The organism is Streptohalobacillus salinus (assembly GCF_003201605.1).
Taxonomy (GTDB): domain Bacteria; phylum Bacillota; class Bacilli; order Bacillales; family Amphibacillaceae; genus Streptohalobacillus; species Streptohalobacillus salinus.
In genome coordinates this window covers 101,911-127,108 of sequence record NZ_QJJR01000002.1, presented here as the reverse complement: position 1 = coordinate 127,108, position 25,198 = coordinate 101,911, and the positions used below count along the sequence as shown (strand labels likewise).

The 25,198-nt window shown below is 37.9% G+C and carries 30 protein-coding genes; all 30 read left to right on the top strand.

The window, feature by feature from the left end; translation table 11 throughout:
- The first annotated feature begins 141 nt into the window (after window positions 1–141).
- The 30 genes from xerC to DES38_RS01910 all read left to right on the top strand — a co-directional run bounded on the left by xerC (window position 142) and on the right by DES38_RS01910 (window position 25,198).
- Window positions 142–1,062 carry a tyrosine recombinase XerC gene (xerC, locus tag DES38_RS02055; RefSeq protein WP_110250422.1) on the top strand — a complete coding sequence of 307 codons (921 nt, stop codon included), beginning with the start codon at window positions 142–144 and terminating at the stop codon, window positions 1,060–1,062.
- A gap of 5 nt (window positions 1,063–1,067) precedes the next feature.
- Complete coding sequence (gene hslV, locus DES38_RS02050; protein WP_110250421.1) at window positions 1,068–1,613, top strand: ATP-dependent protease subunit HslV; 546 nt, start codon at window positions 1,068–1,070, stop codon at window positions 1,611–1,613.
- 20 nt (window positions 1,614–1,633) lie between these two features.
- A complete protein-coding gene (gene hslU, locus DES38_RS02045) occupies window positions 1,634–3,019 on the top strand; it encodes an ATP-dependent protease ATPase subunit HslU (protein ID WP_110250420.1) in 1,386 nt (461 codons plus the stop codon).
- 19 nt (window positions 3,020–3,038) lie between these two features.
- On the top strand, window positions 3,039–3,827 hold the full coding sequence (gene codY, locus DES38_RS02040; protein ID WP_110250419.1) for a GTP-sensing pleiotropic transcriptional regulator CodY: 789 nt from the start codon (window positions 3,039–3,041) through the stop codon (window positions 3,825–3,827).
- 525 nt (window positions 3,828–4,352) lie between these two features.
- Window positions 4,353–4,745 (top strand): flagellar basal body rod protein FlgB, encoded by a 393-nt coding sequence (gene flgB / locus DES38_RS02035; RefSeq protein WP_110250418.1) that lies wholly within the window; start codon window positions 4,353–4,355, stop codon window positions 4,743–4,745.
- Window positions 4,746–4,747: 2 nt separating this feature from the next.
- Complete coding sequence (flgC, locus tag DES38_RS02030; RefSeq protein ID WP_110250417.1) at window positions 4,748–5,203, top strand: flagellar basal body rod protein FlgC; 456 nt, start codon at window positions 4,748–4,750, stop codon at window positions 5,201–5,203.
- 13 nt (window positions 5,204–5,216) lie between these two features.
- Entirely contained in the window at window positions 5,217–5,516 is a 300-nt protein-coding gene (fliE, locus tag DES38_RS02025; RefSeq protein WP_110250416.1) for a flagellar hook-basal body complex protein FliE, read from the top strand.
- Between the two features lie 41 nt (window positions 5,517–5,557).
- Window positions 5,558–7,162: a flagellar basal-body MS-ring/collar protein FliF gene (fliF, locus tag DES38_RS02020; protein WP_110250415.1), complete on the top strand. Its 1,605-nt coding sequence runs from the start codon at window positions 5,558–5,560 to the stop codon at window positions 7,160–7,162.
- Window positions 7,163–7,173: 11 nt separating this feature from the next.
- On the top strand, window positions 7,174–8,184 hold the full coding sequence (fliG, locus tag DES38_RS02015) for a flagellar motor switch protein FliG (RefSeq protein WP_110250414.1): 1,011 nt from the start codon (window positions 7,174–7,176) through the stop codon (window positions 8,182–8,184).
- Window positions 8,177–8,956 (top strand): flagellar assembly protein FliH, encoded by a 780-nt coding sequence (gene fliH / locus DES38_RS02010; protein ID WP_170114307.1) that lies wholly within the window; start codon window positions 8,177–8,179, stop codon window positions 8,954–8,956. The genes fliG and fliH overlap by 8 nt, the downstream gene beginning before the upstream one ends.
- The gene (gene fliI, locus DES38_RS02005; RefSeq protein ID WP_110250412.1) at window positions 8,946–10,253 is read left to right on the top strand and encodes a flagellar protein export ATPase FliI; all 1,308 of its coding nucleotides are present in this window, start codon (window positions 8,946–8,948) and stop codon (window positions 10,251–10,253) included. Before fliH ends, fliI begins: the two co-directional genes overlap by 11 nt.
- A gap of 5 nt (window positions 10,254–10,258) precedes the next feature.
- Window positions 10,259–10,705 (top strand): flagellar export protein FliJ, encoded by a 447-nt coding sequence (gene fliJ / locus DES38_RS02000; protein ID WP_110250411.1) that lies wholly within the window; start codon window positions 10,259–10,261, stop codon window positions 10,703–10,705.
- A gap of 4 nt (window positions 10,706–10,709) precedes the next feature.
- A complete protein-coding gene (locus tag DES38_RS01995) occupies window positions 10,710–11,285 on the top strand; it encodes a MotE family protein (protein ID WP_110250410.1) in 576 nt (191 codons plus the stop codon).
- A 38-nt stretch (window positions 11,286–11,323) separates the two neighbouring features.
- Window positions 11,324–12,589: a flagellar hook-length control protein FliK gene (locus DES38_RS01990; RefSeq protein WP_110250409.1), complete on the top strand. Its 1,266-nt coding sequence runs from the start codon at window positions 11,324–11,326 to the stop codon at window positions 12,587–12,589.
- A gap of 4 nt (window positions 12,590–12,593) precedes the next feature.
- Window positions 12,594–13,040 carry a flagellar hook assembly protein FlgD gene (gene flgD / locus DES38_RS01985; protein ID WP_110250408.1) on the top strand — a complete coding sequence of 149 codons (447 nt, stop codon included), beginning with the start codon at window positions 12,594–12,596 and terminating at the stop codon, window positions 13,038–13,040.
- Window positions 13,041–13,058: 18 nt separating this feature from the next.
- On the top strand, window positions 13,059–13,430 hold the full coding sequence (locus tag DES38_RS01980; RefSeq protein ID WP_110250407.1) for a TIGR02530 family flagellar biosynthesis protein: 372 nt from the start codon (window positions 13,059–13,061) through the stop codon (window positions 13,428–13,430).
- Between the two features lie 76 nt (window positions 13,431–13,506).
- On the top strand, window positions 13,507–14,391 hold the full coding sequence (gene flgG, locus DES38_RS01975) for a flagellar basal body rod protein FlgG (RefSeq protein WP_110250406.1): 885 nt from the start codon (window positions 13,507–13,509) through the stop codon (window positions 14,389–14,391).
- A gap of 42 nt (window positions 14,392–14,433) precedes the next feature.
- Entirely contained in the window at window positions 14,434–14,655 is a 222-nt protein-coding gene (locus DES38_RS01970; protein WP_110250405.1) for a flagellar FlbD family protein, read from the top strand.
- On the top strand, window positions 14,645–15,061 hold the full coding sequence (locus DES38_RS01965) for a flagellar basal body-associated FliL family protein (protein WP_110250404.1): 417 nt from the start codon (window positions 14,645–14,647) through the stop codon (window positions 15,059–15,061). Before DES38_RS01970 ends, DES38_RS01965 begins: the two co-directional genes overlap by 11 nt.
- 28 nt (window positions 15,062–15,089) lie before the next feature.
- Complete coding sequence (gene fliM / locus DES38_RS01960; RefSeq protein WP_110250403.1) at window positions 15,090–16,091, top strand: flagellar motor switch protein FliM; 1,002 nt, start codon at window positions 15,090–15,092, stop codon at window positions 16,089–16,091.
- Entirely contained in the window at window positions 16,081–17,268 is a 1,188-nt protein-coding gene (gene fliY, locus DES38_RS01955; protein ID WP_110250402.1) for a flagellar motor switch phosphatase FliY, read from the top strand. Before fliM ends, fliY begins: the two co-directional genes overlap by 11 nt.
- A 21-nt stretch (window positions 17,269–17,289) precedes the next feature.
- Window positions 17,290–17,652: a response regulator gene (locus DES38_RS01950; RefSeq protein ID WP_110250401.1), complete on the top strand. Its 363-nt coding sequence runs from the start codon at window positions 17,290–17,292 to the stop codon at window positions 17,650–17,652.
- A 1-nt stretch (window position 17,653) separates the two neighbouring features.
- On the top strand, window positions 17,654–18,331 hold the full coding sequence (locus DES38_RS01945; RefSeq protein WP_110250400.1) for a flagellar biosynthetic protein FliO: 678 nt from the start codon (window positions 17,654–17,656) through the stop codon (window positions 18,329–18,331).
- On the top strand, window positions 18,324–18,992 hold the full coding sequence (gene fliP, locus DES38_RS01940) for a flagellar type III secretion system pore protein FliP (protein ID WP_110250399.1): 669 nt from the start codon (window positions 18,324–18,326) through the stop codon (window positions 18,990–18,992). Before DES38_RS01945 ends, fliP begins: the two co-directional genes overlap by 8 nt.
- A gap of 15 nt (window positions 18,993–19,007) precedes the next feature.
- Window positions 19,008–19,277, top strand: a complete 270-nt coding sequence (gene fliQ, locus DES38_RS01935) for a flagellar biosynthesis protein FliQ (protein ID WP_110250398.1) — start codon at window positions 19,008–19,010, stop codon at window positions 19,275–19,277.
- Window positions 19,278–19,280: 3 nt separating this feature from the next.
- Window positions 19,281–20,060: a flagellar biosynthetic protein FliR gene (gene fliR, locus DES38_RS01930; protein WP_110250397.1), complete on the top strand. Its 780-nt coding sequence runs from the start codon at window positions 19,281–19,283 to the stop codon at window positions 20,058–20,060.
- A gap of 1 nt (window position 20,061) precedes the next feature.
- Entirely contained in the window at window positions 20,062–21,144 is a 1,083-nt protein-coding gene (gene flhB / locus DES38_RS01925) for a flagellar biosynthesis protein FlhB (protein ID WP_110250396.1), read from the top strand.
- Between the two features lie 25 nt (window positions 21,145–21,169).
- The gene (gene flhA / locus DES38_RS01920) at window positions 21,170–23,200 is read left to right on the top strand and encodes a flagellar biosynthesis protein FlhA (RefSeq protein WP_110250395.1); all 2,031 of its coding nucleotides are present in this window, start codon (window positions 21,170–21,172) and stop codon (window positions 23,198–23,200) included.
- Complete coding sequence (gene flhF, locus DES38_RS01915; RefSeq protein WP_110250394.1) at window positions 23,200–24,345, top strand: flagellar biosynthesis GTPase FlhF; 1,146 nt, start codon at window positions 23,200–23,202, stop codon at window positions 24,343–24,345. Before flhA ends, flhF begins: the two co-directional genes overlap by 1 nt.
- Window positions 24,332–25,198: a MinD/ParA family protein gene (locus tag DES38_RS01910; RefSeq protein ID WP_245881941.1), complete on the top strand. Its 867-nt coding sequence runs from the start codon at window positions 24,332–24,334 to the stop codon at window positions 25,196–25,198. The genes flhF and DES38_RS01910 overlap by 14 nt, the downstream gene beginning before the upstream one ends.

Here is a 25,198-nt window from a genome sequence, read left to right as displayed (position 1 = left end):
GAATTTGCTTGACAGAGAAATGGTATGATAGAATAAACTGTGAAAGGATTCAGAACTTTAAAGCAATTCGGTAAATTAGTTGCTAAATCTTGTTTAATATGGTACGTTTTAATCGCCAAGTTAAATAAAAGAGGTGAGGTTTTGCGTAGCTTTTCTTCAGAAAAACAATCATTTAAATTATATTTACAAGTTGAAAAAAACGCATCAATTCATACGCTTACACACTATTTAAAAGACTTGGATCAGTTTTTTATTTTTTTAGAAACTGAAGGTATCGATCAGTTATCACTCGTTGACGAGGCTGTTGTTCGTCTTTTTTTAATGCAATTATATGACGAAAAGCTTAACAGACGAACGGTCGCAAGAAAACTTTCAACATTGCGTATGTTTTATCGTTTTCTAGAACGAGAGAATAAGGTCACTGAAAACCCATTTTTACTTACACACTTACCAAAACAAGATAAAAAATTACCACACTTTTTATACCAAGAAGAACTCACAAAGTTGTTTTTGGTGAGTGATTTAGAAACGCCAACGGGTCAAAGAAACCAAGCATTACTCGAACTACTCTATGCAACAGGTATGCGGGTGAGTGAATGTCAACAATTGGAATTAATAGATTTTGATTTTTATCTTCATACGGTAAAAGTGTTAGGTAAAGGAAGAAAAGAACGCTATATCCCATTTGGTTCATTTGCTGAACAAGCGCTAAAAAGATACATAGATAAAGGAAGATTGGAACTTTTAGCAAAGGCAAAGGAATCACACCAAGCGGTCTTTCTTAATGCAAGAGGGAATCCATTAACAACGCGAGGGATGCGCTTAATCTTAAATAAATTAGTTGAAAAAGCAGCCGTGAGTATTCATATTCATCCACATGTACTTCGTCACACGTTTGCGACGCATTTATTAAATGAAGGAGCAGACTTAAGGTCGGTACAAGAACTTTTAGGACATGAGCATTTATCTTCAACACAAATATACACTCATGTAACAAAAGATCGCTTACGTGATGTTTATATGAACAGTCATCCACGAGCTAAACGTAATAAAAAGAGGTGAATGAGATGACACAACAATTTCATGCAACAACTATTTTCGCCGTGAAGCACAACGAGACGTGTGCCATGAGTGGTGATGGTCAAGTGACGATGGGAAATGCAGTAGTAATGAAACATAAAGCAAAGAAAGTCCGTCGTTTATTTGGAGGTCAAGTGTTAGCAGGTTTCGCAGGCTCTGTAGCGGATGCGTTTACATTATTCGAGAAATTTGAGTCCATGCTTGAGACTTATGACGGTAATTTAACCAGAGCAAGTGTCGAACTTGCGAAACAGTGGCGGAGTGATAAAGCGTTACGTCAGCTAGAAGCAATGTTAATTGTCATGGACAAAAATACTATTTTGTTGGTGTCAGGCACGGGTGAAGTGATTGAACCTGACGACGATGTCTTAGCCATAGGCTCAGGTGGAAATTATGCACTTGCCGCCGGGAGAAGTTTAAAACGTTACGCAAGTGAATTATCAGCACGTGAGATTGCAGAACATGCACTAACCATCGCTGGTGAAATATGTGTGTACACAAATGATCAAATAGTAATCGAAGAATTGAAGTAAAGAAGTGGAGGTTTACAGACTTGAAAAATAATTTATCACCAAAAGAAATTGTTGCTGAACTCGATCACTATATTATCGGTCAACAACAAGCGAAAAAGTCTGTCGCAGTTGCTTTAAGGAATCGGATGAGACGAATGAAATTATCTGTTGAATTTCGTGATGAAATCGCGCCAAAAAATATTTTGATGATTGGTCCAACGGGTGTGGGTAAGACTGAAATCGCTCGTCGATTGGCTAAGTTAGTCGGTGCCCCCTTTACTAAAGTTGAGGCAACAAAATTCACGGAAGTGGGTTATGTTGGACGTGATGTTGAATCAATGATTCGTGACTTAGTTGAGGTATCAGTAAGAATAGTGAAACAAGAGAAAATCACTGAAGTTGAAGATCAAGCATTAACGATGGCAAATCAGCGATTGGTCGATTTGTTAGTTCCGTTAAAGAAAAAAAGTCAGGCAACGATTAAAAATCCATTTGAGATGATTTTCAATCAACAAGATCAAACGGAACCGGAACCTGAAGAGCCGAGTGAAGAAAAGTTAACCAAACGCAAGCAAATTAAGCAACAACTCGAACTGGGTGAATTAGAAGATCGCCTGGTAACCATTGAAGTTGAAGAACAACAAGCCTCAATGTTTGATGCGATGCCAGGGATGGAACAAATGGGCATGAACATGCAAGATATGTTTTCCAGTATGATGCCGAAGAAAACGAAGAAACGAAAATTAACGGTTCGAGAAGCTCGCGAAGTCCTGAAAAACGAAGAAGCAAGTAAACTTATCGATAGTGATGAAGTTAATCAGATTGCACTTGATCGTGTTGAACAAATGGGGATTGTCTTTATTGATGAAATTGATAAAGTCGCTGGAAAAACCCAATCTGAAGCTAATGTATCGAGAGAAGGTGTGCAACGGGATATCCTACCAATTATTGAGGGGTCGACGGTTGTGACGAAATATGGCACAGTTAAAACAGATCATATACTATTTATTGCAGCTGGCGCTTTCCATATGGCAAAGCCTTCTGATTTAATTCCTGAACTTCAAGGACGATTTCCAGTTCGTGTTGAACTTGAGAAATTGACCGTCGATGATTTTGTGAAAATATTGCAAGAACCATCCAATGCATTAATTAAGCAATATCAAGCATTACTAGGTACCGAAGATTTACAGATTAACTTTACTGATGATGCAATTGTGCGGATTGCCGAAATTGCTTATCACGTTAATCAGGAGACGGATAATATTGGGGCAAGGCGATTGCATACGATTTTAGAAAAGTTATTAGAAGATCTTTCATATGAGGCGGACAGTATCACGATGCCTACGATTGATATTACGCCAAAATATGTTGATGAGAAATTAGAGAAAATTGCAAAAAATAAAGATTTAAGTCAATACATCTTATAATGATGAATGGAGGATGAACATGGAATTATTACAACGTGCTAGAAAAATTAATTCTATTTTACAAAAGACAACTGGGAAATCGGTGAACTTTTATGACATGGCATCTACGTTACAGGAAATTATTAGTGCCAATATTTTTGTTGTTAGTCGTCGAGGTAAATTATTAGGTTTTTCTATTAATCAACAAATTGAAAACTCGCGGATGAAAGCGATGCTAGAAGAACGCCAATTTCCTACGGAATACACAGATAGTTTATTTAACATAAAAGATACCACTGCAAATATTGATATCGAAAGTCCTTATACGGCCTTTCCTGTCGAAAATAAAGATTTATTTAAAGAAGGATTAACAACCATTGTGCCAATCGTTGGTGGTGGTGATCGTTTAGGAACGTTAATCCTAAGCCGCTTAAATACTGATTTTAGTGATGATGACCTGTTGCTAGCTGAATATGGTGCAACCGTTGTTGGGATGGAAATCTTACATGAAAAGGCTGGCGAAATCGAAAAAGAAGCGCGTTCAAAAGCAGTTGTTCAAATGGCGATTAGTTCACTATCATATAGTGAACTAGAAGCAATAGAACATATCTTTAATGAACTGGATGGCAAAGAAGGCTTGCTTGTGGCAAGCAAAATAGCAGATCGCGTTGGGATTACGCGTTCAGTAATTGTTAATGCACTCCGTAAACTCGAAAGTGCAGGTGTGATCGAATCACGCTCATTAGGGATGAAAGGGACTTACATTAAAGTACTTAATGACAAATTCTTGAATGAATTGCACAAATTAAAATCAACGGACAACGATTAACATAGAAATAACCCGTGGATCCTTAGGTGGGATTCATGGGTTATTTTTTTGTTTTTAAAATAGAAATAAAAGCTAATTAAAGTTATAAGCGTAAAGCAGAAAAGAGCAAAGATTCTGTAAACGAATAAAACATTTAGGATGTCCCACACAATCCTTTATTTTAAACGTGATAATGACTAAATGAGTAAAAAAGGTACATAAGAACTATTTAAGCGTCTTGCTAGCAGTATTTGATAATTTATATCAAATATCTGGTAGTAACTAGAAGTTGGTAATTCTAATAATATATAGAGAAATCCCTTGATGCTAGACTTATTGTTAAAATAAATAAACTAAGTCAAAAATCATGATTTGATGCTTTTAAAATCGATGCTAAATCAATAGGAAATAAGACTTATTTATCTATTTTCCAATAAGATGGAAGATATAAGGAAAACGCTTTCAAACATAGACATAATCATGCTTTTAAACTACAATTGAACAAGAATAAAATGAATTAGGTGAAATAGGTTAGGAGGTCAAGAGATGTCATTTTTTGGACAGTCAATTGATAAAGTGCAAAATGGCTTGGATTATGCGAGTTTAAAGAATCGAACAATTAGTAATAATATAGCAAATGTTGACACGGCTAATTACAAAGCAAAAGATGTACAGTTTAAACAACTACTTGAAAACGAAACAAGCAAAGGTTTTACTTCGAAACGAACAGACCCTCGACACATTCATTTCGGGCAACGAGCGACGGGTTTTCCGGTTACCGTTAGACAGGATACACAATACAATCATAATGGTAACAATGTCGATATTGATAAAGAAATGTCTGACTTGGCAACGAATCAGATCTACTATCAAGCGTTAGTAGAACGGATCAATGGTCAATTTAATAACCTTCAAACAGTGATTAGAGGAGGTAGATAATAATGAGTATTTTTAATGCAATGAATACAAGCAGTTCTGCTTTGACAGCGCAACGGTTGCGGATGGATACGGTATCAGCGAACATCGCTAATGCAGAAACCACACGTGCAAGAATAAATGACGATGGAGAGTTTGAGCCATATCGGAGAAAAACAGTCCGTTTTCAAGAAGAGGGTAGTTCTTTCAAAGATCAACTTTCTCGAATTAGAACAGGTAAGCATACGGGATTAAATGGGGTTAAAGTATCAAGCATCGAAGAAGATGATGCGCCGTTCATAACGGTTTATAATCCTAATCACCCAGATGCAGATGCAGAAGGTTATGTTCAAATGCCTAATGTCGATCCACTCCAAGAAATGGTAGACTTAATGAGTACGACGCGCTCGTACGAAGCAAATGTAACTGCGCTAAATGCAACAAAAGGCATGCTAATGAAAGCACTAGAAATAGGACGTTAAAGGAGGCGCATAAATGAGTATTCAACTTAATATGCTTCAATCTATTCAACCCCAACAATCATTCTTAAAACCTACAACTGAAGCAACGTCAAACACATCATTTGCCGACACATTAAAAGGGGCGTTAAATGAGGTCAATCAGGCGCAACTAGCTTCTGAACAAAAAACAGAGATGTTAGTTAATGGTGAAATTGATGATTTACATGATGTGATGATCACTTCTCAAAAAGCTTCAGTATCGTTAAACTTAGCGGTGCAAGTACAAGGGAAAGTCATCGATGCTTATAATGAAATGATGAGAATGCAAATCTAAAGATCTACACGCGTTGAGGTTAGATAGTATGGAGGCAAAGAATGAAAGAAAAGATGAATCAATACCGACAAAAAATAACAGAAATATGGCAAGCACGGTCAAAGAAACAACGCGGCCTGCTTCTTTCTTCCTTACTAATTATTTTTGTAATTGTAATAGGAGGTAGCCTTTTCTTTTCACGTTCGAATATGGTTCCGCTCTACACAGATTTAACGACACAAGAATCTGGTCAAATTAAGTTAGAGCTTGATGCGCGAGGAGTCGAACATGAAATAGCAAATGGTGGAACAACCGTATATGTTCCTGAAGCATCAGCTGAATCTTTACTCGTGGAACTAGCCGCACAAGGCATTCCGAATTCGGGCAGTATCGATTATTCATTTTTTAGTGAGAACACTTCTTGGGGCGTAACTGATAATGAATTTGGGATGATCAGACTTGATGCGATGCAATCTGAATTAGGGAATTTATTAACGAGCTTTTCAGGAATAGATAGTGCAAGTGTCATGATTAATTTGCCAGAAGAACAGGTCTTTATCCGAGATCAAGTCGGTGAAGCAACTGCTGCAATTAATTTATCATTAACACCAGGTTACAATTTTGAAAACGAACAGATTCGGGCCTTGTATCATTTGGTTTCAAAATCTGTACCGAACTTATCTACTGATAATATCGTCATTATGGATCAATACTTTAATTATTACGATTTAAATCAAGAAAATGATTTATCGACTGGCAATGTATATGCGACCCAACAACAAATCAAGCAAGACATCGAGCGTGATATTCAGCGTCGTGTTCAACAAATGTTGTCAGCGATGATTGGTCCTGAAAAAGTGATAGCTTCTGTAACCGCAGATATTGATTTCACGCAGGAAAATCGTGTGGAGCAATTAGTTGAACCAGTGGATCCGGAAACAATGGAAGGAATCCCTATCAGCGTTGAAACGATCAGAGAGACATACTCGGGCGTAGGAGCAGCTGAAGGTGCGGTTGGTGCCGGTGATGAAGATGTCACAAACTACCCGTTAGCGGATGGCGATGGCAATGGCGATTACGCATTAGAGCAAGATTCAATTAATTTTGAGGTAAATCGTATTCAACGAGAAATCAGTGAAAGTCCATACCGATTAAGAGATTTAGGTATCCAAGTAGCTGTAGATAACACAAGAGCAGATGCTGATGGTGAAGCAGAGTTATTAACAGCAGCGGAACAAGCGGATGTAGAAGCAAGTATACAATCAATCCTCGATTCAATTATTACCACGTCTATTAATCAGGATGTCGATGCAGAAGACCTTATCAACAACACATCTGTCGTCTTCCAAACATTCCAAGGGTTACAAAATCAACAATTTGGTCAAGGTCAAGGCTTTAATCTGCCTACATGGGCTTACCTTCTATTAGGTGGTTTATTACTTGGCGCAATTATTGCAATCGGCTTATTACTGCGCCGCAGAAAAGAAGCTGAAAGTGAACTGACAATAGCCGAAGAAACAGTTGAGCAAACAAGTCGTGAAGTTCCAGACATTGAAGAACCTGAAGATACCGAAAGTTCAATTAAACGTAAACAGCTTGAAAAAATGGCAGTTGATAAACCAGACGACTTTGCTAAATTACTTAGAAGCTGGATTTCAGAAGAGTAGGAGGGTCATATATGGCTAGACAACAAGAGCTGACAGGGCGTCAAAAGGCGGCTATATTGCTGATATCCCTCGGACCCGACGTTTCAGCCCAGGTATATAAGCATTTAACAGCAGAAGAAATCGAAAAACTCACGTTAGAAATTTCTTCTGTTAAAAAAGTTGAAGGTAATCAAAAAGAAGAAATCTTAGAGCAATTTCATCAATTGGCCTTAGCGCAAGATTATATCGCACAAGGTGGAATTGGTTATGCGAGAACGGTATTAGAAAAAGCCGTTGGTTCTGATGCAGCTCAAGAAATTATTGGCCGATTGACATCAAGTTTACAAGTGAAACCTTTTGATTTCGCTCGTAAAACAGACCCAGCACAAATTTTAAATTTCATCCAAAGTGAACACCCGCAGACGATTGCATTAATCTTATCTTATTTAGATAACGAGCAAGCGGGCCAAATACTTTCAGAGTTGCCACAAGAAATGCAAGCCGATATTGCACGAAGAATTGCGCTGATGGATTCAACCTCACCAGAAATTATTTATGAGGTTGAACGGATATTAGAACAAAAGCTTTCGGCGACAGCCACACAGGATTATACTCAAACAGGTGGTATTCAAGCGGTTGTAGAAGTATTGAATGGTGTTGACAGAAGTACAGAACGTACGATTCTCGATGCGTTAGAAATTCAAGACCCTGAACTTGCTGAAGAAATCAAGAAACGCATGTTTGTCTTTGAAGACATTGTTACCCTTGATAACCGTGCGATTCAACGTGTTATTAGAGAAGTTGAAAATGACGATTTACGTTTAGCGCTTAAAGTTGCGAGTGAAGAGGTCCAAGAAGTTGTCTTCAGTAACATGTCTAACCGTATGGCGGAGACATTCAAAGAAGAAATGGAATTCATGGGTCCTGTACGACTAAAAGATGTTGAAGAAGCTCAGACACGAATCGTTGCCGCAATTAGACGTTTAGAAGAAGTAGGCGAAATTGTTGTTGCACGTGGTGGAGGAGATGATATTATTGTCTAATTCTTCTCTTGAACCACGTAAAATAGGGATCAAACCAATCAAATTCAAAGAGTTAAAACAGACCTTTCCCCACGCTGATTCTGGTGAGGGAATTTCCAAAGAGGAGCAACTTAAACATAAGCACCAACAATTAGCTGAATCGATTCAGGAACAAGAACTAAAGTTGCAGTCAATAAAAACTGAAGCAGAAAATGAGTTGACCCTCGCTAGAGAAACAATTCAAGCAGAACAAGCGGCTTGGGATGAAGAAAAGCAATCATGGATTGAAGAGGCAAGAAAAAAAGGGTATCAACTTGGCTATGAAGAGGGTGAAAATCAGGCGTTTCAAGATTTCAACCAACGGATTAGAAAAGCGACTGCAATCATTCATCAAGCTGAAGAAGAACGTGAAGTGATTATTGATCAAGCTGAGGCTGACATTTTAAAGTTAGCCATGTCTGTCGCTGAAAAAATTGTAAAACAATCACTCATTGAAAAAGATGCAGCGCTAGAGCTTGTGAAAGCAGCGATAAAAGAGTGTCACAATCAAGCGATTATTCGCATCTACGTCAGTGTCGATGATTTTGAACTGGTGAATACACATACTGATGATTTACTACGAATGTTAGATGAAGGTGTAACTCTTTCGGTACACCCAGATGAAACACAACAAGAAGGTATCTGTATTATTGAAACACCAAACGGTAAATTAGATGTTTCAGTTGATGTTCAACTAAACAAAATCAACCGAACGTTGATGGAATATATGGAGGAGATGCATCGTGAAGATTGATGCGTATCTAGAAAAAATAGCAACAAGCGACACGTATAAACGTTTCGGGAAAATTAAGCGCGTTGTTGGACTAATGATTGAATCAATTGGTCCAGATGTGAAGATGGGGAATGTTTGTTATATTCATCCAAGTGTAGGTAAGCCGATTATGGCTGAAGTTGTTGGATTTAACGACGAAGTGGTCATCTTAATGCCTTACACCCAAATCAATGATATTGGCCCAGGGAGTTTAGTTGAAGCAACGCAGCGTCCATTAACGATTAAAGTTGGAAAACGTTTAATAGGAAGTGTTATTGATGCAGTCGGTGAACCGTTAGATTTATCAGAGCTTCCAAAAGGGCTCGTCAACAGTAATACGGAACAAAACCCACCTAATCCGTTAACACGGCCGAGAATTTTAGAACCGATTGAATTAGGTGTCCGGACCATTGATAGTTTACTAACGGTTGGTAAAGGTCAGCGGATTGGTATTTTTGCGGGCAGTGGCGTAGGCAAGAGTACATTGCTTGGTATGATTGCCAGAAACAGTGCGGCTGATATTAATGTTATTGCAATGGTTGGTGAGCGTGGGCGTGAAGTTCGAGAGTTTATTGAAAAAGATTTAGGTCCAGAAGGTCTAAAACGTTCAATTGTAGTCGTTGCAACCTCAGATCAACCAGCATTGATGCGGATTAAAGGGGCTTACACTGCAACAGCAATTAGTGAGTATTTTAGAGACCAAGGCTACAATGTTAATTTAATGATGGATTCAGTGACCCGCGTTGCGATGGCACAGCGAGAAGTAGGCCTTGCGACGGGTGAACCACCAACAACGAAAGGTTATCCACCTTCAGTATTTGCGATTTTACCCAAATTACTCGAACGAACTGGAACGAGTCATTTAGGGACGATCACGGCATTTTATACCGTCCTTGTCGATGGCGATGATCTGAACGATCCCATTGCTGATACGACGCGTGGTATTTTAGACGGTCACTTTGTCTTAGATCGTAAACTTGCAGAGCGAGGCCAGTTTCCTGCTTTGAATGTATTAAAATCAATTAGTCGAGTGATGCCACAAATAACGTCAGAAAAAGAACAAAAATTAGCAAATGAGATGCGAGAATGTATTTCTACGTATGAAGAGAATTATGAACTCATTCAAATTGGCGCTTATAAACGCGGTTCAAGCCCACAAGTTGATCGTGCCATTCAGCTACATCCGAAAATTGTTGCCTTTTTAAAGCAAGGCATTGATGAGACATGTACGAGAGAAGAAGCCATTCAACAAATGGAAGAGGTATTATATGGGGGCTGATTGTGATGACCAGTATTCGGGCTTTTCATAAAATATTACACCACCAAGAGAACAAAAAAAATGAAGCTCATCTTGCATATCAAGAGTCGGTTCAATCGTTTGAGGTTGTCGCTGAAAAATTATATCAGTTACTGAAAAAGAAAGAAATAGTCGAAAAAAGCTACAATGATTACTTAGAGACTAATGGAACAGTGACGAACTTGGCAACGCATTATGCTTATATTGAACAAATTAAACGTGAGATTATGACTGTTCAAACAGAAGTGAATCAAAAGCGTTCAGTAATGGAGCATAAACAAGCGAAATTAACTGAAGAACATGTTGAAGTAAAAAAATTCGAATCAATTATTGATAAAAAACAAGAGCAAATTAAAGAAAAACAAAAATATATAGAAAATCAAGTGATGGATGAAGCATCCAACCGACAGTATTTTAATCACGGAAATAGGTGAGACAATGGCTAATAAAAAGGCACCACCGAAAAAGAAACGTTTATTACAAACGTTGTTATTAATTCTAGTCCCCTTAATACTATCAATTACAATCATATATATTGTATTATCTTTATTGGGGCTAGAACCAATTTCAAAAACAAAAAACTTCATGAATAACGTTCCTGTTTTAGAAAGTTTAGTCGTGACAGATCAAGAAGCAGCGTTTGCTGAACGTGAAGCAGATTATCAAAGCCAAATTGAGAACTATCAAACAGAAATTGACCGCTTATCACAGGAATTAAGTGGTAAAGATGCAGAAATAGCAGATCTAAACGCTCAAATAGAGCAACTTAACGCAGAAATCGATCAGTATCTCAATAACCTAGATGATCGTGCGACAAGAGAAGAACGCATTCAGGCCCTGACTGAGACGTATGCCACGATGGAAGCGATTAGTGCTGCTAATATTTTAATGAATACTGACCAGGATATCGTCTTAGCGGTGCTGCAAGAGTTAAGTCCAGAACAAAGAAGTGCCATATTAAGTGCGATGCCAGCTGAAGACGCTGGACGGTATACGAATTTATTAGCCAATTAATGCTAGGTTTCATATTTGAAGGGAGGTGAAATAAAAAGATGCAGGGATTATTTATGATGTCGAATCAAGTGAACATGCCATCCATTCGCAAAAACGTTTTAGGAATGTCCAACGCTAACAAGGAGATGCCAACTGGTTTTAATCAATTGCTTTCATCTGTTGTCAGCGGAGCTGATACGGATCAGGAGTTGGCTCCTTTAAGTAATCACCTGAAAGGAAATCAGGATGTAAGTGCCGATACAGAATTAGCAGCACTTTTAGCTGAACTGAAAGAGGCAGTTGGAAATTCAACAGATAGTGAGGATCTTTTAACGCAATTAGAAGAGATGCTAGCTAAAGACACTGGCGAAGTTGATGAGTCTTTGTTGCTTTTAGCTGACCAACTACAGGCATTATTAAACAATGAAGCGGAAAGTAACCCATTGGCCATGGCACTTAAACAAGTAGCGATGATACAATTTCCGGTTACAACGCAAACTAACAGCAGAGAAAGTGTTGACGCAAGTGTACAGGCTAAAGTTAATCAAGCGGTTGAGAACTTAAACACAGATTCAGTTGATATGAAGGCACTACTCGCTACCTTAAAAGAACTGAGTACACTATCTAAATCGCAAGTGAATCAGGTGTTTAATGAACAGAATCAATCAAAGGGTGTAGATATGCTGAAACAGTTACTGGCGAATTTTGAAGCGAAACAAAAATTAGCATCGCAAGGGTATCGCTCAGAAGGTAAAGTGACTACAACGGATGTATCGAAATGGTTAACGTCATTTACTAACAGTAATGTAACAGTTGAATCATCAGGCTTTGGACAAGCGTTCATGCAAAGACAATCAAATCACCAGCTGGAACAGTTTACCGTGCATACCAGTGGAAACTCAGAACAATTAAATCAAGATTTAGTTCAAGCTTTTGAAAAAGTGATGGCAAAGAGTATTTTTGGTAAAACACTTGCAGGCAATATGCAATTAAAAATGCAACTAACGCCACATAACCTTGGTCAAATTAATGTTGAACTAACGGAAGTTAATGGTGAAATGATGGTTAAATTAATTGCGACCACTGATGCAGCGAAAGAAGCTTTGGAAGCAAATATGAAGGAATTACGTCATATGTTCTCACCACATAATGTTGTGGTTGAAAAAGAAGCTGCTGCGGTTGTGCCAACCACTGTTGAATCACAGTCAACTGAGTTAGAACAAGAAGATCAGATGTCAGATCAAGAAAACACTGATGAACAGCAAGATGGCGATACCGAAACTACACTTAATTTTGAAGATGTATTGTTAAACGAAAGGGTGTGAACGCATTTTGAAAATTGATCCGTCGTATTATTTAAGCAATGTAGAAAAAAGACAGCCAAGCAGTGATTTAGGTAAAGATGAATTTTTACAATTATTGATGGCTCAGATTAAGAATCAGGATCCACTTGATCCAATGGATGATAAAGAGTTCATTTCACAGATGAGTACTTTTTCATCATTAGAGCAAATGATGAACATGAATGAGTCAATTACCAAATTAGTGAGTAATCAAATGATGTCACCCGTGATACAGTATAGTCACCTGATAGGTAAAGAAGTCAGCTACTATGCGGTTGATGAGGAAACAGGTGAGGTGTTAGAGCCTAAAGAGGTAAATAAAAGTAGTGTGGTAGCCATTAGTGAAAAAGAAGGTTACGCTGTTATTGAACTTGAGAACAATCAAAAAATTTACACAGATGAAGTACTCAAGATTCAAGAACCTAACAATTAAATATTGGGGGAAATGATGATGGATTATCGGATAAATCAATTGCCACCTCACGTCATGATCCCGAAACGAACACTTGAACATAAAGTCGCACAACAAGATAAGTCGTTTGAGAAAATTCTAAAAGACACTCAGCAATCTTTAACGATTTCAAAGCATGCAGAAGCGCGTTTGAGTGAAAGAAACATTAAGATTACGGACATGAAATGGCAACAAATTGCCGAACAAGTTAGCCTAGCTAAAGGTAAAGGTGTCACCGACTCATTAGTTTTAACGGATGAAGCTGCACTTGTTGTGAGTGCTAAGAATCAGACCGTCATTACCGCAATGGATCGTAAAGAAGCAACCGAACGAATTTTCACCAATATTAATGGAACAATATTAATTGATTAAGGCTGGACCCAGACCGGGAAGCCTAGGTATGTTGTTGACTGATGGATACAACATACACGATTAGGAGGAATATTAAATGTTAAGATCAATGTATTCAGGTATCGCAGGGATGAAAGGGTTTCAAACACAATTAGATGTTGTTGGTAATAATATTGCTAACGTCAATACGTCAGGTTATAAAAAAGGACGCGTAACTTTTCAAGATATGATGAGCCAAACGGTACAAGGGGCATCTGCACCGACGGATGTACGCGGGGGGATCAACGCCCAACAAGTAGGTTTAGGTAGTTCGATTGGGGCAATTGACAATATCCACACGCAAGGGAATCGCCAAACGACTAACCGCGTCCTCGATCTTGCGCTTGAAGGTGATGGGATGTTTGTTTTTGGAAACAATATTACAGCAGATCCGGCTGTTGGCGCAACAACTGATGTTGATCTTAATGGTGATGTTAACTTAAGTTATTCGCGCGCTGGAAATATGTATTTAGACCAAAACGGCTATGTTGTTAATGCTCAAGGTCAATACTTATTAGGTGAAAACAGCGGAGGTGCTACAGGTCTTATTCGGATTCCTGAAGGCGCAGCAAGTTTTAGTATTCAAGGGAATGGTGTTGTTAATTATATTGATGAAACTGGTCAAACAGAAGTAGCGGGTCAGATTCAAGTTGCGAAATTCTCTAATCCAGGTGGACTTGAGAAGATTGGGAACAACATGTACCGTGCCAGTGTGAATGACGGTATGATTGAAGACGTACCTGGTTCTGGCTTACCAGAATTGATTGAACCCGAAACAGAAGGTACGGCAACAATTGTCTCGGGCTCACTTGAAATGTCGAACGTTGACTTAGCAGAAGAATTCACCAACATGATTGTTTCTCAACGTGGTTTCCAGGCTAATACGCGTATCATCACAACATCAGATGAAATCTTGCAAGAACTTGTTAACCTAAAACGATAGGGGGGAAGGAGTAAGCTTATTAAAGCTTACTCCTAACTAACAATGATCCAGCTTACAAACTTTAAAGGTTCGACATTTACGATTAATGCAATGTATATTGAAAAGATTGAATCCTTGCCCGATACGACCATTACCTTAGTCAATGGCAGGAAATATTTTGTCCAAGAATCAGAAACAGATGTTATTCAATTATCAACCGCATTTTATCAAGCGATTGGTTTTAAATCTTGGCACATGCAGGCAGGTGAAGAAGATGGCAGGTAAAGTGTTTAAATCAATTATTATTGGATTAGTTATCGTCTCAATCATAGGGATGGCTGCAATCATATATATTCTTTATAATCAAGCGGATGATGACCAACCACCAACACTTGATGAACAGATTGAATATTCTTATATGACTGAAGCATACAGCATTGATTTAAGTGATAGACGCTATGCGCAAATACAATTTAACATTATCACTGATAGTGAAGAAGCACGTGTTGAAATTGAAAAGCGCATGTTCCAATTCAGAAACATTTTAATTAAGCAAAGTGTTGAAATGGATTCAGAGACATTGCAAAATAATTTAAGTGATTTTGAAAACACATTAAAAGAAGAAATGAACAAGTTAATGGAAGAAGGAGAGATTACAGACATCTATATTGTAAGTAAGATTGTACAGTAGGATGGCTCCTTTGTAGGAGGTGACTTTTATGGCTGATGAGGTCTTATCCCAGAATGAAATAGATGCGTTATTATCCGCATTATCTTCTGGTGAAATGGATGCCAATCAATTGAAAGAAGAAGAAAAAGAGAAGAAAGTACGCGTCTATGACTTTAAACGGGCATTAAGATTTTCTAAAGATCAGATTCGAAGTATTTCTCGAATAAATGAAAACTATGCACGCATGTTAACGACTTATTTTTCAGCACAGTTACGTACATATGTACACATTTCTGTTGCATCTGTTGACCAAATACCATATGAAGAGTTTATCAGGTCAATCCCGACCATGACCGTGCTGAATATTTTTAGTATGGAGCCACTAGATGGACGCATCATTTTCGAAATCAATCCAAACATTGCCTATTCAATGCTCGATCGCATTCTGGGAGGAAAGGGTAATAGTTTGAATAAGATAGAAAATTTAACTGAAATTGAATCAACAATTATGTCGAATTTGTTCGAAAAGTCATTAGATAATTTACAAGAAGCGTGGTCATCAGTAGCAGATATTGATCCTCTGCTTGAAGAATTTGAAGTAAATCCACAGTTTTTACAACTAGTTTCACCAAATGAAACAGTTGTCGTCGTGTCTTTAAATACAACGATTGGTGAAACGAGTGGTATGATTAACATTTGTATTCCGCACGTTGTATTGGAGCCGATTATTCCAAGACTGTCGGTCCACTATTGGATGCAAAATGAAGGTCAAAAAGAGCGTAAACCAGGTGAGTATGAGAAACTAACAGATAATTTATCTTCTACAATATTAGAATTAGGTGTTGTGTTAGGCGAGACTAAAATTTCGGTTAATGACTTATTAGAACTCACACAAGGTGATGTGTTGAAATTAAATCAGTCAATTGAAGATCCGCTCATCATGCGTTCAGATGAAGAACCTTTATATCTTGTTCAACCAGGACAACAAAAAAATAAAGTAGCGGTTCAAGTCATTGAAGAAATTAAAGGGGGGTCCTTAGATGATGAGTGATGGAATGCTATCTCAAGATGAGATTGATGCACTATTAAACGGAACAGACGATGAAGATGTTGATACCGAGGACCAGGCATCAACTGAAAATCAAACAACAAAGACCGAAGTTGTTTTATCGGAATTAGAACTTGACGCATTGGGTGAAATTGGAAACATATCATTTGGAAGTTCTGCAACAACATTAGCAACGTTATTAAATCAAAAAGTTGACATTACGACACCGACAATCTCTATTATTGATCGTAATGAATTAGAAGAAGAGTTTCCGCAGCCACATGTGGGGGTGGAAGTAGAATATACAGATGGATTTGAAGGTGTGAACTTATTTGTGCTCAAAGCAAACGATGCCGCAATTATCGCGGATTTAATGCTTGGTGGTGATGGTTCAACTGAAAACACTGAACTGAATGAAATACACATGAGTGCGGTACAAGAGGCGATGAATCAAATGATGGGGACAGCAGCGACAAGCATGTCGACGATGTTTTCTAAACGCATTGATATCTCACCACCTTCAACACTGATGTTAGATGTTCATAGTGCAGAGAGTGAAAAACATATTCCAGGTGATGATGTTCTCGTTAAAGTTTCGTTTCAACTAAAAATCGGAACATTGATTGATTCAAACATTATGCAACTCTTGCCAACCCATTTTGCCAAGGCAATGGTTGATGAGTTACTCAATGGACCAGCAGAAGCAAACGAACCAGAGCCGGAACCGGCACCAAAAGCTGAGCAAAGACAATCTGCTCCGCAGGCGAGTACACAAGCGCAAGCTGCACCACCACAACAGAACTATGCACCGCAAGCAACTAAAGCACCACGCAACATCGGAGAACCAGTGATGGAGAACACTCAAGCGCAACAAGCAAGCTTTAGTGCATTCGAGCAAGTAGACCTCCCTCAATCTGAAAAACGTAATTTAGATATGTTGCTGGATATACCTTTACAAGTAACCGTTGAGTTAGGACGCACAAAACGTGCGGTGAAAGATATTTTAGAGCTATCTTCAGGATCAATTTTAGAATTAGATAAATTAGCGGGTGAACCTGTCGATATTCATGTCAATAATAAATTAATTGCCCAAGGTGAAGTTGTCGTTATCGATGAAAACTTCGGGGTTAGAGTTACTGAAATAATTAGTCAAACCGATCGATTAAAAAAATTGAAGTAGATTAAATGGAGGGTTTTACCAATGGCGAATAAAGTTCTTATTGTAGACGATGCAGCATTTATGCGAATGATGATTAAAGATATTTTAACTAAAAATGGATTTGAAGTAGTAGGTGAGGCACAAGATGGCTCAGTTGCTGTCGAAAAATATGAGGAACTTAAACCTGACTTAGTAACAATGGATATAACAATGCCTGAAAAAGATGGAATTCAAGCGTTAAAAGAAATAAAAGCGATGAATCCTAATGCAATTGTTATTATGTGTTCGGCAATGGGACAACAAGCGATGGTTATTGATGCAATTCAGGCAGGGGCGAAAGACTTTGTTGTGAAACCTTTTAATGCAGAACGCGTACTTGAGGCCATTAATAAAGCACTAGGTTAAAATGATGAAAAAAATTATTGTCCTCGTGTTAATGTTTACCTACATGCTTAATCCATCGGTCTTATTAGCTGAGACTGATGGTGAAGGGTCTGTTCTCGAACAATATGAGAATTCAAACGAAACAGACCAAGCGGATTCCCAGCCAGCTGAAACAGAACAAGAAGCGCCTCAGTCTGTGATGCCAGAGAGCGAAGATGAGGGTGAAAGTTTGTGGTTAATTGCAGGAAGGGTTATTCTAGCGTTACTACTCATCGTTGCTTTAGTATATGGTTTGTTGAAACTCATTCAGAAATTCAGTGCACCGCAAAAACATACGAATCAATTAGAAAACATGGGGGGAATTCCTCTTGGATCAAATAAATCGATCCAAATGATTCGTGTTGGTGGGAAAATTTATATGGTCGGTGTGGCAAATACAATTGAGTTGTTGACAGAAGTTACTGATCCAGGTGTTATTGCAAGTTTTCAAGAACGCCAGCCATCGAATGAATCAATGAGTAGTTTTGTCGAGCATTTCAAAAGTAGTTTCAATAAAAATGCGGCGTCGACAACTGAGCGCAAGTCGCAACCGAAAGAAGATCGTGCATTTGCTTCGTTATTTAAAGGTGAGCTTGAAACCATGAAACAGAAACAAGCCGATTTGAGAAATTCGATAAAGAAAGATGATCGTCATGAATGAATTTATTGATGTATTTACCAATACAGATCCAGAGTCCGTATCTAATTCAGTACAATTATTGTTACTCTTAACGGTTTTTTCATTAGCCCCAGGTTTGTTGATATTAATGACAAGTTTTACGCGAGTGGTCATTGTGTTGAGTTTCACACGAACCTCACTAGCAACACAACAAATGCCACCAAATCAAATTTTGATTGCTCTTGCTCTGTTTATGACATTTTTTATTATGGCGCCTACATTTCAAGAAATTAATGAACAAGCACTGACGCCATTATTGGATGAGGAAATAACGATTGATGAAGCGTATGAACGAGCAAGTACACCGATTAAGTATTTTATGTCTGATCATACGAGACATAAAGATTTGAATTTATTTTTAAATTATGTGGATCATGAGCCAATTGAAGAAATTGAAGATATTCCTTTAACAGCTTTAGTCCCAGCCTTTGCTATCAGTGAATTAAAAACCGCCTTTACAATGGGTTTTATGATTTTTATTCCGTTCTTAGTCATTGATATGACAGTTGCAAGTGTATTGATGTCTATGGGGATGATGATGCTACCACCGGTCATGATTTCATTGCCTTTTAAAGTATTGCTTTTTGTTTTAGTTGATGGTTGGTATCTAATTAGTGAAGCATTATTATCAAGTTTTAGTTAGAAAGAGGAGAAGACGATGAGTGGAGAATTTGTTATATCTTTAGCTGAACAAGGCATTATTACCGTGTTAATGGTTGCTGGACCATTACTAATATTAGCATTAGTTGTTGGTTTGTTAGTGAGTATTTTCCAAGCAACAACACAAATCCAAGAACAAACACTTGCATTTATTCCAAAGATTGTTGCAGTGTTATTTGGTCTTGTTTTTTTTGGGCCTTGGATGCTTACCCGCGTGGTTGAGTTTACAACGAATATTCTTACGAATTTAACAACAGTGATTGGGTAATCCATGCTAACGCTATTCGATGCTAATTACTTACCTGGCTTTCTCCTCATCTTTGCCCGAATGGTTGCATTCTTTGTAACGATTCCAATATTTTCTTATCGTAACATTCCAACACCTTATAAATTGGGTATTGCAGGTTTTATGAGTCTAATCATTGTTGTCACTTTGGATTTACCTGAACTTACATTAGATCTAACGTTTGTTTTTCTTGTTTTTAAAGAGGCAGTTGTTGGTTTAATTATTGGCTTAATTGCTTATATTATTATGGCAGCGATACAAATTGCTGGGGGCTTTATTGACTTTCAAATGGGGTTTGCGATTGCAAACGTTATTGATCCACAAACGGGAGCTCAAGGGCCAGTAATCGGACAGTATTTTTATACATTCGCCTTACTTTTTCTCTTAGCAGTAGATGGCCATCATTTATTGATCCAAGGGGCGATCTATAGTTTTGATTTAATTCAACTTGATCAATTAATTAATTTAGGTGATGAACAAATCATTTTAACGGTTCTACGAACATTTAATCAACTTTTTTTAATGGCTTTTCAAATGGCTATTCCAATCGTAGGAACTTTATTTCTAGTTGATGTTACGTTAGGTTTAATTGCAAGAACCGTCCCGCAATTGAATGTGTTCGTTGTAGGAATTCCGTTAAAGATTTTCGTCTCATTATTTGTCTTGAGTATGTTTATGGTTATTTATATGGACTTAGTTAAACGACTGTTCAGGTATGTGATAGAAATGATGCAAGTGTTTATGCGATTATTAGGAGGCATATAAAATGTCTTATTTAGTTTTAGATTTACAGTTTTTCTCCGGTGAAAAAACCGAAAAAGCAACACCAAAAAAACGTGAAGATACTAGAAAAAAAGGACAAGTTGCTAAGAGTCAAGATGTAAACACGGCCATCACATTATTTTTTATGTTTATGGGGTTCATGCTTTTAGGTCCTTACTGGAAAATGCGGTTAACCGGTATGTTTAGCAAAGTGTTTAGTGAGTATACGCTATGGACGTTAAATTATGATCAAATTCATACGATTTTTGTTGAAGTGGTTTTTTATGTTGGTATAACCGTTGCGCCAATCTTAGGCGTAGCAATGATTTCTGCGATCGCCTCTAATTTAATCCAAGTCGGATTCTTATTTACATCTGAACCTTTGCAATTTAAACTAGATAAAATCAATCCAATTGCGGGGTTGAAACGGTTGTTCTCACCACGTGCTTTAGTTGAATTGGTGAAATCACTACTTAAAATTACGGTTGTAGCAACGGTAACTTTTTCAATATTGTGGATGAATAAAGATGATATGATGATGCTTGCCCATGGCAATTTAGATGCGGCTTTAAGTTTTTACGGAAATACAACGGTGACAATCGGTATTGCAGCTGCGATTGCCCTATTAATTGTTTCTCTTGTTGATTTTACCTATCAACGTTTTGATTATGAAAAAAATATCCGTATGTCTAAACAAGACATTAAAGATGAATATAAAAATATTGAAGGGGATCCGCTCATCAAGTCAAAGATGAAGGAGAAGCAACGTCAAATGGCGATGCAACGTATGATGAATGAAGTTCCAGAGGCTGATGTGATTATCACAAACCCGACCCATTATGCGATTGCCGTTAAATATGATGAAGCAAAATCAAGTGCCCCCTATGTTGTTGCTAAAGGCGTGGATTATGTAGCACTTAAAATTCGAGATATCGCTAAACATAACAATGTTATGATTGTAGAAAATCGCCCTTTAGCAAGAGCATTATATGCCGAAGTTGAAATTAACCAAGAAATTAATGAAGATTTTTATCAAGCCGTCGCAGAAGTTTTAGCGTATGTTTACAAAGTAGAGCGCCGTGCTTGATACAAGCTCGTAAGGAGAGAACGTCATGAGAGCAAAAGATTTATCTGTTTTACTATTTGTCTTAGTCATCATTGTTATGTTGATTATCCCATTACCAGATTTCATATTAAGTATTCTTATCTTAGCGAATATCTCAATTTCACTTGTAGTGATCTTAGTAGCGATGAATACATCTGAACCATTAGAGTTCTCCATTCTACCTTCCTTACTATTACTCCTTACGCTATTTCGGCTAGGACTAAACGTGTCAACCACACGTTCAATATTAGGAACAGCATCAGCTGGTAACGTGGTTGAGACATTTGGTACCTTCGTAATTGGTGGAAATGCACTCGTTGGTTTTGTCGTCTTTGTTATTTTGATCATTATTCAGTTTTTGGTTATTACTAAAGGGAGTGAACGTGTGTCAGAGGTTGGTGCACGATTTACCTTGGATGCGATGCCAGGTAAACAAATGAGTATTGATGCCGACTTGAACGCAGGTTTAATCAATGAACAACAAGCAAAAGAACGTCGACAAAAAATCGAACGTGAAGCCGACTTTTATGGTGCAATGGATGGTGCGAGTAAGTTCGTAAAAGGGGACGCTATCGCCGGTATTATTATTGTAATGATTAACATCATTTTCGGGTTAATTATTGGTATGTTACAGCTCGGAATGGGTTTTGATGAAGCAATCACGACGTATATCCAATTAACTGTAGGGGATGGACTTGTCAGTCAAATTCCAGCCTTGCTTATTTCAACCGCGACCGGTATCATTGTTACCCGAGCAGCCTCTGAAGGGAATTTGAGTAGTGACGTGACCGGTCAGCTACTCCAATATCCAAAGCTTCTTTATCTTGCCGGTGGTGCAATTTTTCTTTTTGGATTCACACCAATTGACCCAATCTTGACAACAACGATTGCAGCTATATTAATCGGGGGCGGAATCATGCTTGAACGTCCGGTTAAGGAAGAATTCGTTGATCAAACGGCTGAAGAGGAAGAACAAGCCAGCGAACAAATTAAGTCTCAAGAAAATGTTGTTGATTTAATTAGTATGGACCCCATCGAATTTGAATTTGGTTACGCATTGATTCCGCTTGTTGACCAAAATCAAGGTGGTGATTTGATGGACCGCATCGTTATGATTCGTCGTCAGTTAGCCATTGAATTTGGTATCGTCATCCCAGTTGTTCGCATCCGTGATAATATTCAATTAACGCCAAATGCCTACCAACTCAAAATTAAAGGAAACGAGGTAGCTAAAGGTGAATTAATGTTAGACCACTTTTTAGCAATGACGGGCGGTCTTGATTCAGATGATTTAGATGGCATCGAAACGACTGAACCGGCCTTTGGTCTCCCAGCGAAGTGGATAACTGAAGACGATAAAGATGATGCTGAATTGAATGGTTATACAGTTGTTGATCCACCTTCTGTTGTTTCAACACACATAACAGAAATTATTAAGAAGCATGCCCATCTGTTACTTGGACGCCAAGAAACAAAACAATTAATCGACCATTTAAAAGAGTCTTATCCAATTTTGGTTGATGAAGTCACACCAGATCCTTTGACGATTGGTGATATTCAAAAAGTATTAGCAAAACTCTTAAGAGAACAAGTATCGGTACGTAATTTACCGGTTATTTTTGAAACATTAGCTGATTTTGGCAAAATGACGAATGATCCTGAGTTGTTAGGGGAATATGCTAGACAAGCACTCTCTTCACAAATTACTAAACAATATACAAATGGTAACCCGACATTACGGGTCATTACCGTTGCTGGTCAAGTGGAACAAACAATTGCAGATCACGTTCAACAAACGGAACACGGCAATTATTTAGCGCTTGACCCAGACAACCAACAAAAGATTATTCATTCTGTAAAAGAACGGGTTGAACAAGTGTCACTTCAAGAGGAAGTTCCAATTATTCTTTGTTCACCAACAATTCGAATGTATTTAAAGCAGTTATTGGACCGATTCTTTCCACACGTGGTTGTCCTATCGTATAATGAGCTAGAACCAAACTTAGATGTACAAAGTGCAGGGGTGGTGAATACGTAATGAAAGTTAAAAAGTTTATGGCACCAACAATGCCGGAAGTAATGAACAAGGTACGTAAAGACTTAGGCAGTGACGCTGTCATTTTAAACAGTAAAGTTGTCTTTACTGGTGGCTTCTTGGGTCTTTTTAAAAAGCGCAATGTAGAAGTGGTGGCTGCACTTGAAACCGATCAATCACTAAAAAGGCAACAACCAGCCCCTAAAGCAAATCCATCTGATGACAAGTTGAGTCAACTAAAAACTTACATTAAAGACGAAACAAATCAGCCTGAAAAAGAACAACAAATTGTCCTTGAAGAATTGCGTGCGCTCCGTAAAATGATGGAAGACAAAACGGACGAAAGAGCATCCTTTTCACCAGCCTATGAAACACTTTACCGTGAGTTATTGGAACAAGATATTGATGAAGCTTTTCTCTATGATTGGTTAAAGCAAATTGAAGAAGAAAAATCTGACCAAGACCTTATGTACCAAGAAGTTAAAGCAATCGTGCGTGAACGACTGACCACGTTGTTTGCTCAAACCAAATCGGGAGAAATGGCATTTGAAAAACGATTTGTCCATTTGGTTGGCCCCACCGGTGTAGGAAAAACAACAACCATTGCTAAACTAGCTGCCCATGCATTATTGAACGATAAGAAAAAGGTAGCATTGATTACAACGGACACCTATCGTATTGCTGCAATTGAGCAGTTGAAAACATATGCGAAAATATTAGATATTCCCTTAGAGATAGCCTATACCATTGAGGATTATCAGAAAGCTCGTTTGAAATTCCAACAATATGATTTAGTTTTTGTCGATACCGCTGGCCGTAATTTTAGAGATCCAAAATATGTTGAAGATTTGAGTCGAGTGGTTGATTTGAACACAGATATTGAAACGTATTTAGTGCTGAGCTTAACAGCGAAAAACAAAGATTTACTTCAAATCTACCAGCAGTTTACGGCGATTCCACTGAAAGGTTTTATCTTCACTAAGAAAGACGAAACAGATACTAGTGGAGCGATTGTTCAACTTGTTGCCAATGCTCAAATTGGTGTGAGCTACATCACAACCGGTCAAGATGTACCAGATGATATTACTTCCGCGGCACCTGATTATCTCGCGTCACTCGTTATGGGGTCTACGCATGATGAATCTTGACCAAGCTAATGCGCTTAGGCAACGCATGAACGGTGAAGAATTAGATAAAGCAAAAACGATTGCTGTAATTAGTGGCAAAGGCGGCGTAGGAAAGTCGAATATTACCTTGAACTTTGCCTTGTCATTAATTAAACAAGAAAAATCGGTTCTTGTCGTAGATCTAGATATAGGCATGGGTAACATTGATATTATGTTAGGATTACAAGCGCAACATTCAATTGTTGATATGTATGAGCAACAACTAGAAATTGATCAAATTATTGAACGAACAGAGCAAGGCTTAGCGTATATCGCAGCTGGATCGGGCCTAAGCCAAATTTTTCATATGGATGAAGCAAAGTTTTCATATTTTTTGGATCAATTTGAGAGTTTAATGCGCGACTATGATTATATCTTTTTTGACATGGGTGCAGGGGCAACAAAAGATAGTTTGTTTTATATATTAGCAGCTGATGAGTGTTTCGTGGTTACCACACCAGAACCAACGGCGATGATGGATGCCTATGCAATGATAAAACATGTTCACTTAAGAAATCCTTCACTTCCTTTTTTTGTGATGATGAATCGCGCTGAGACAATAAAAGAAGGCAAGAAAGCGATGCAACGCATTGAGAAAGTAGTCAATCAGTTTTTAAATAAAAAAATCATTCCCCTAGGCATTTTAACTTATGATAAACTAGTATCAAGGGCTGTCATTAGACAAACACCATTTATTGAACTAAACCCTTATGCGGATGTCTCAAAACAGTTAAAATCAATTGTGGATCAGTATTTAGCTGGTGATATCAATTTAAATAAACAAAAGGGACAGACATTTATTTCTAAACTTAAGTCGTTTATTAAAGAAAGGTAG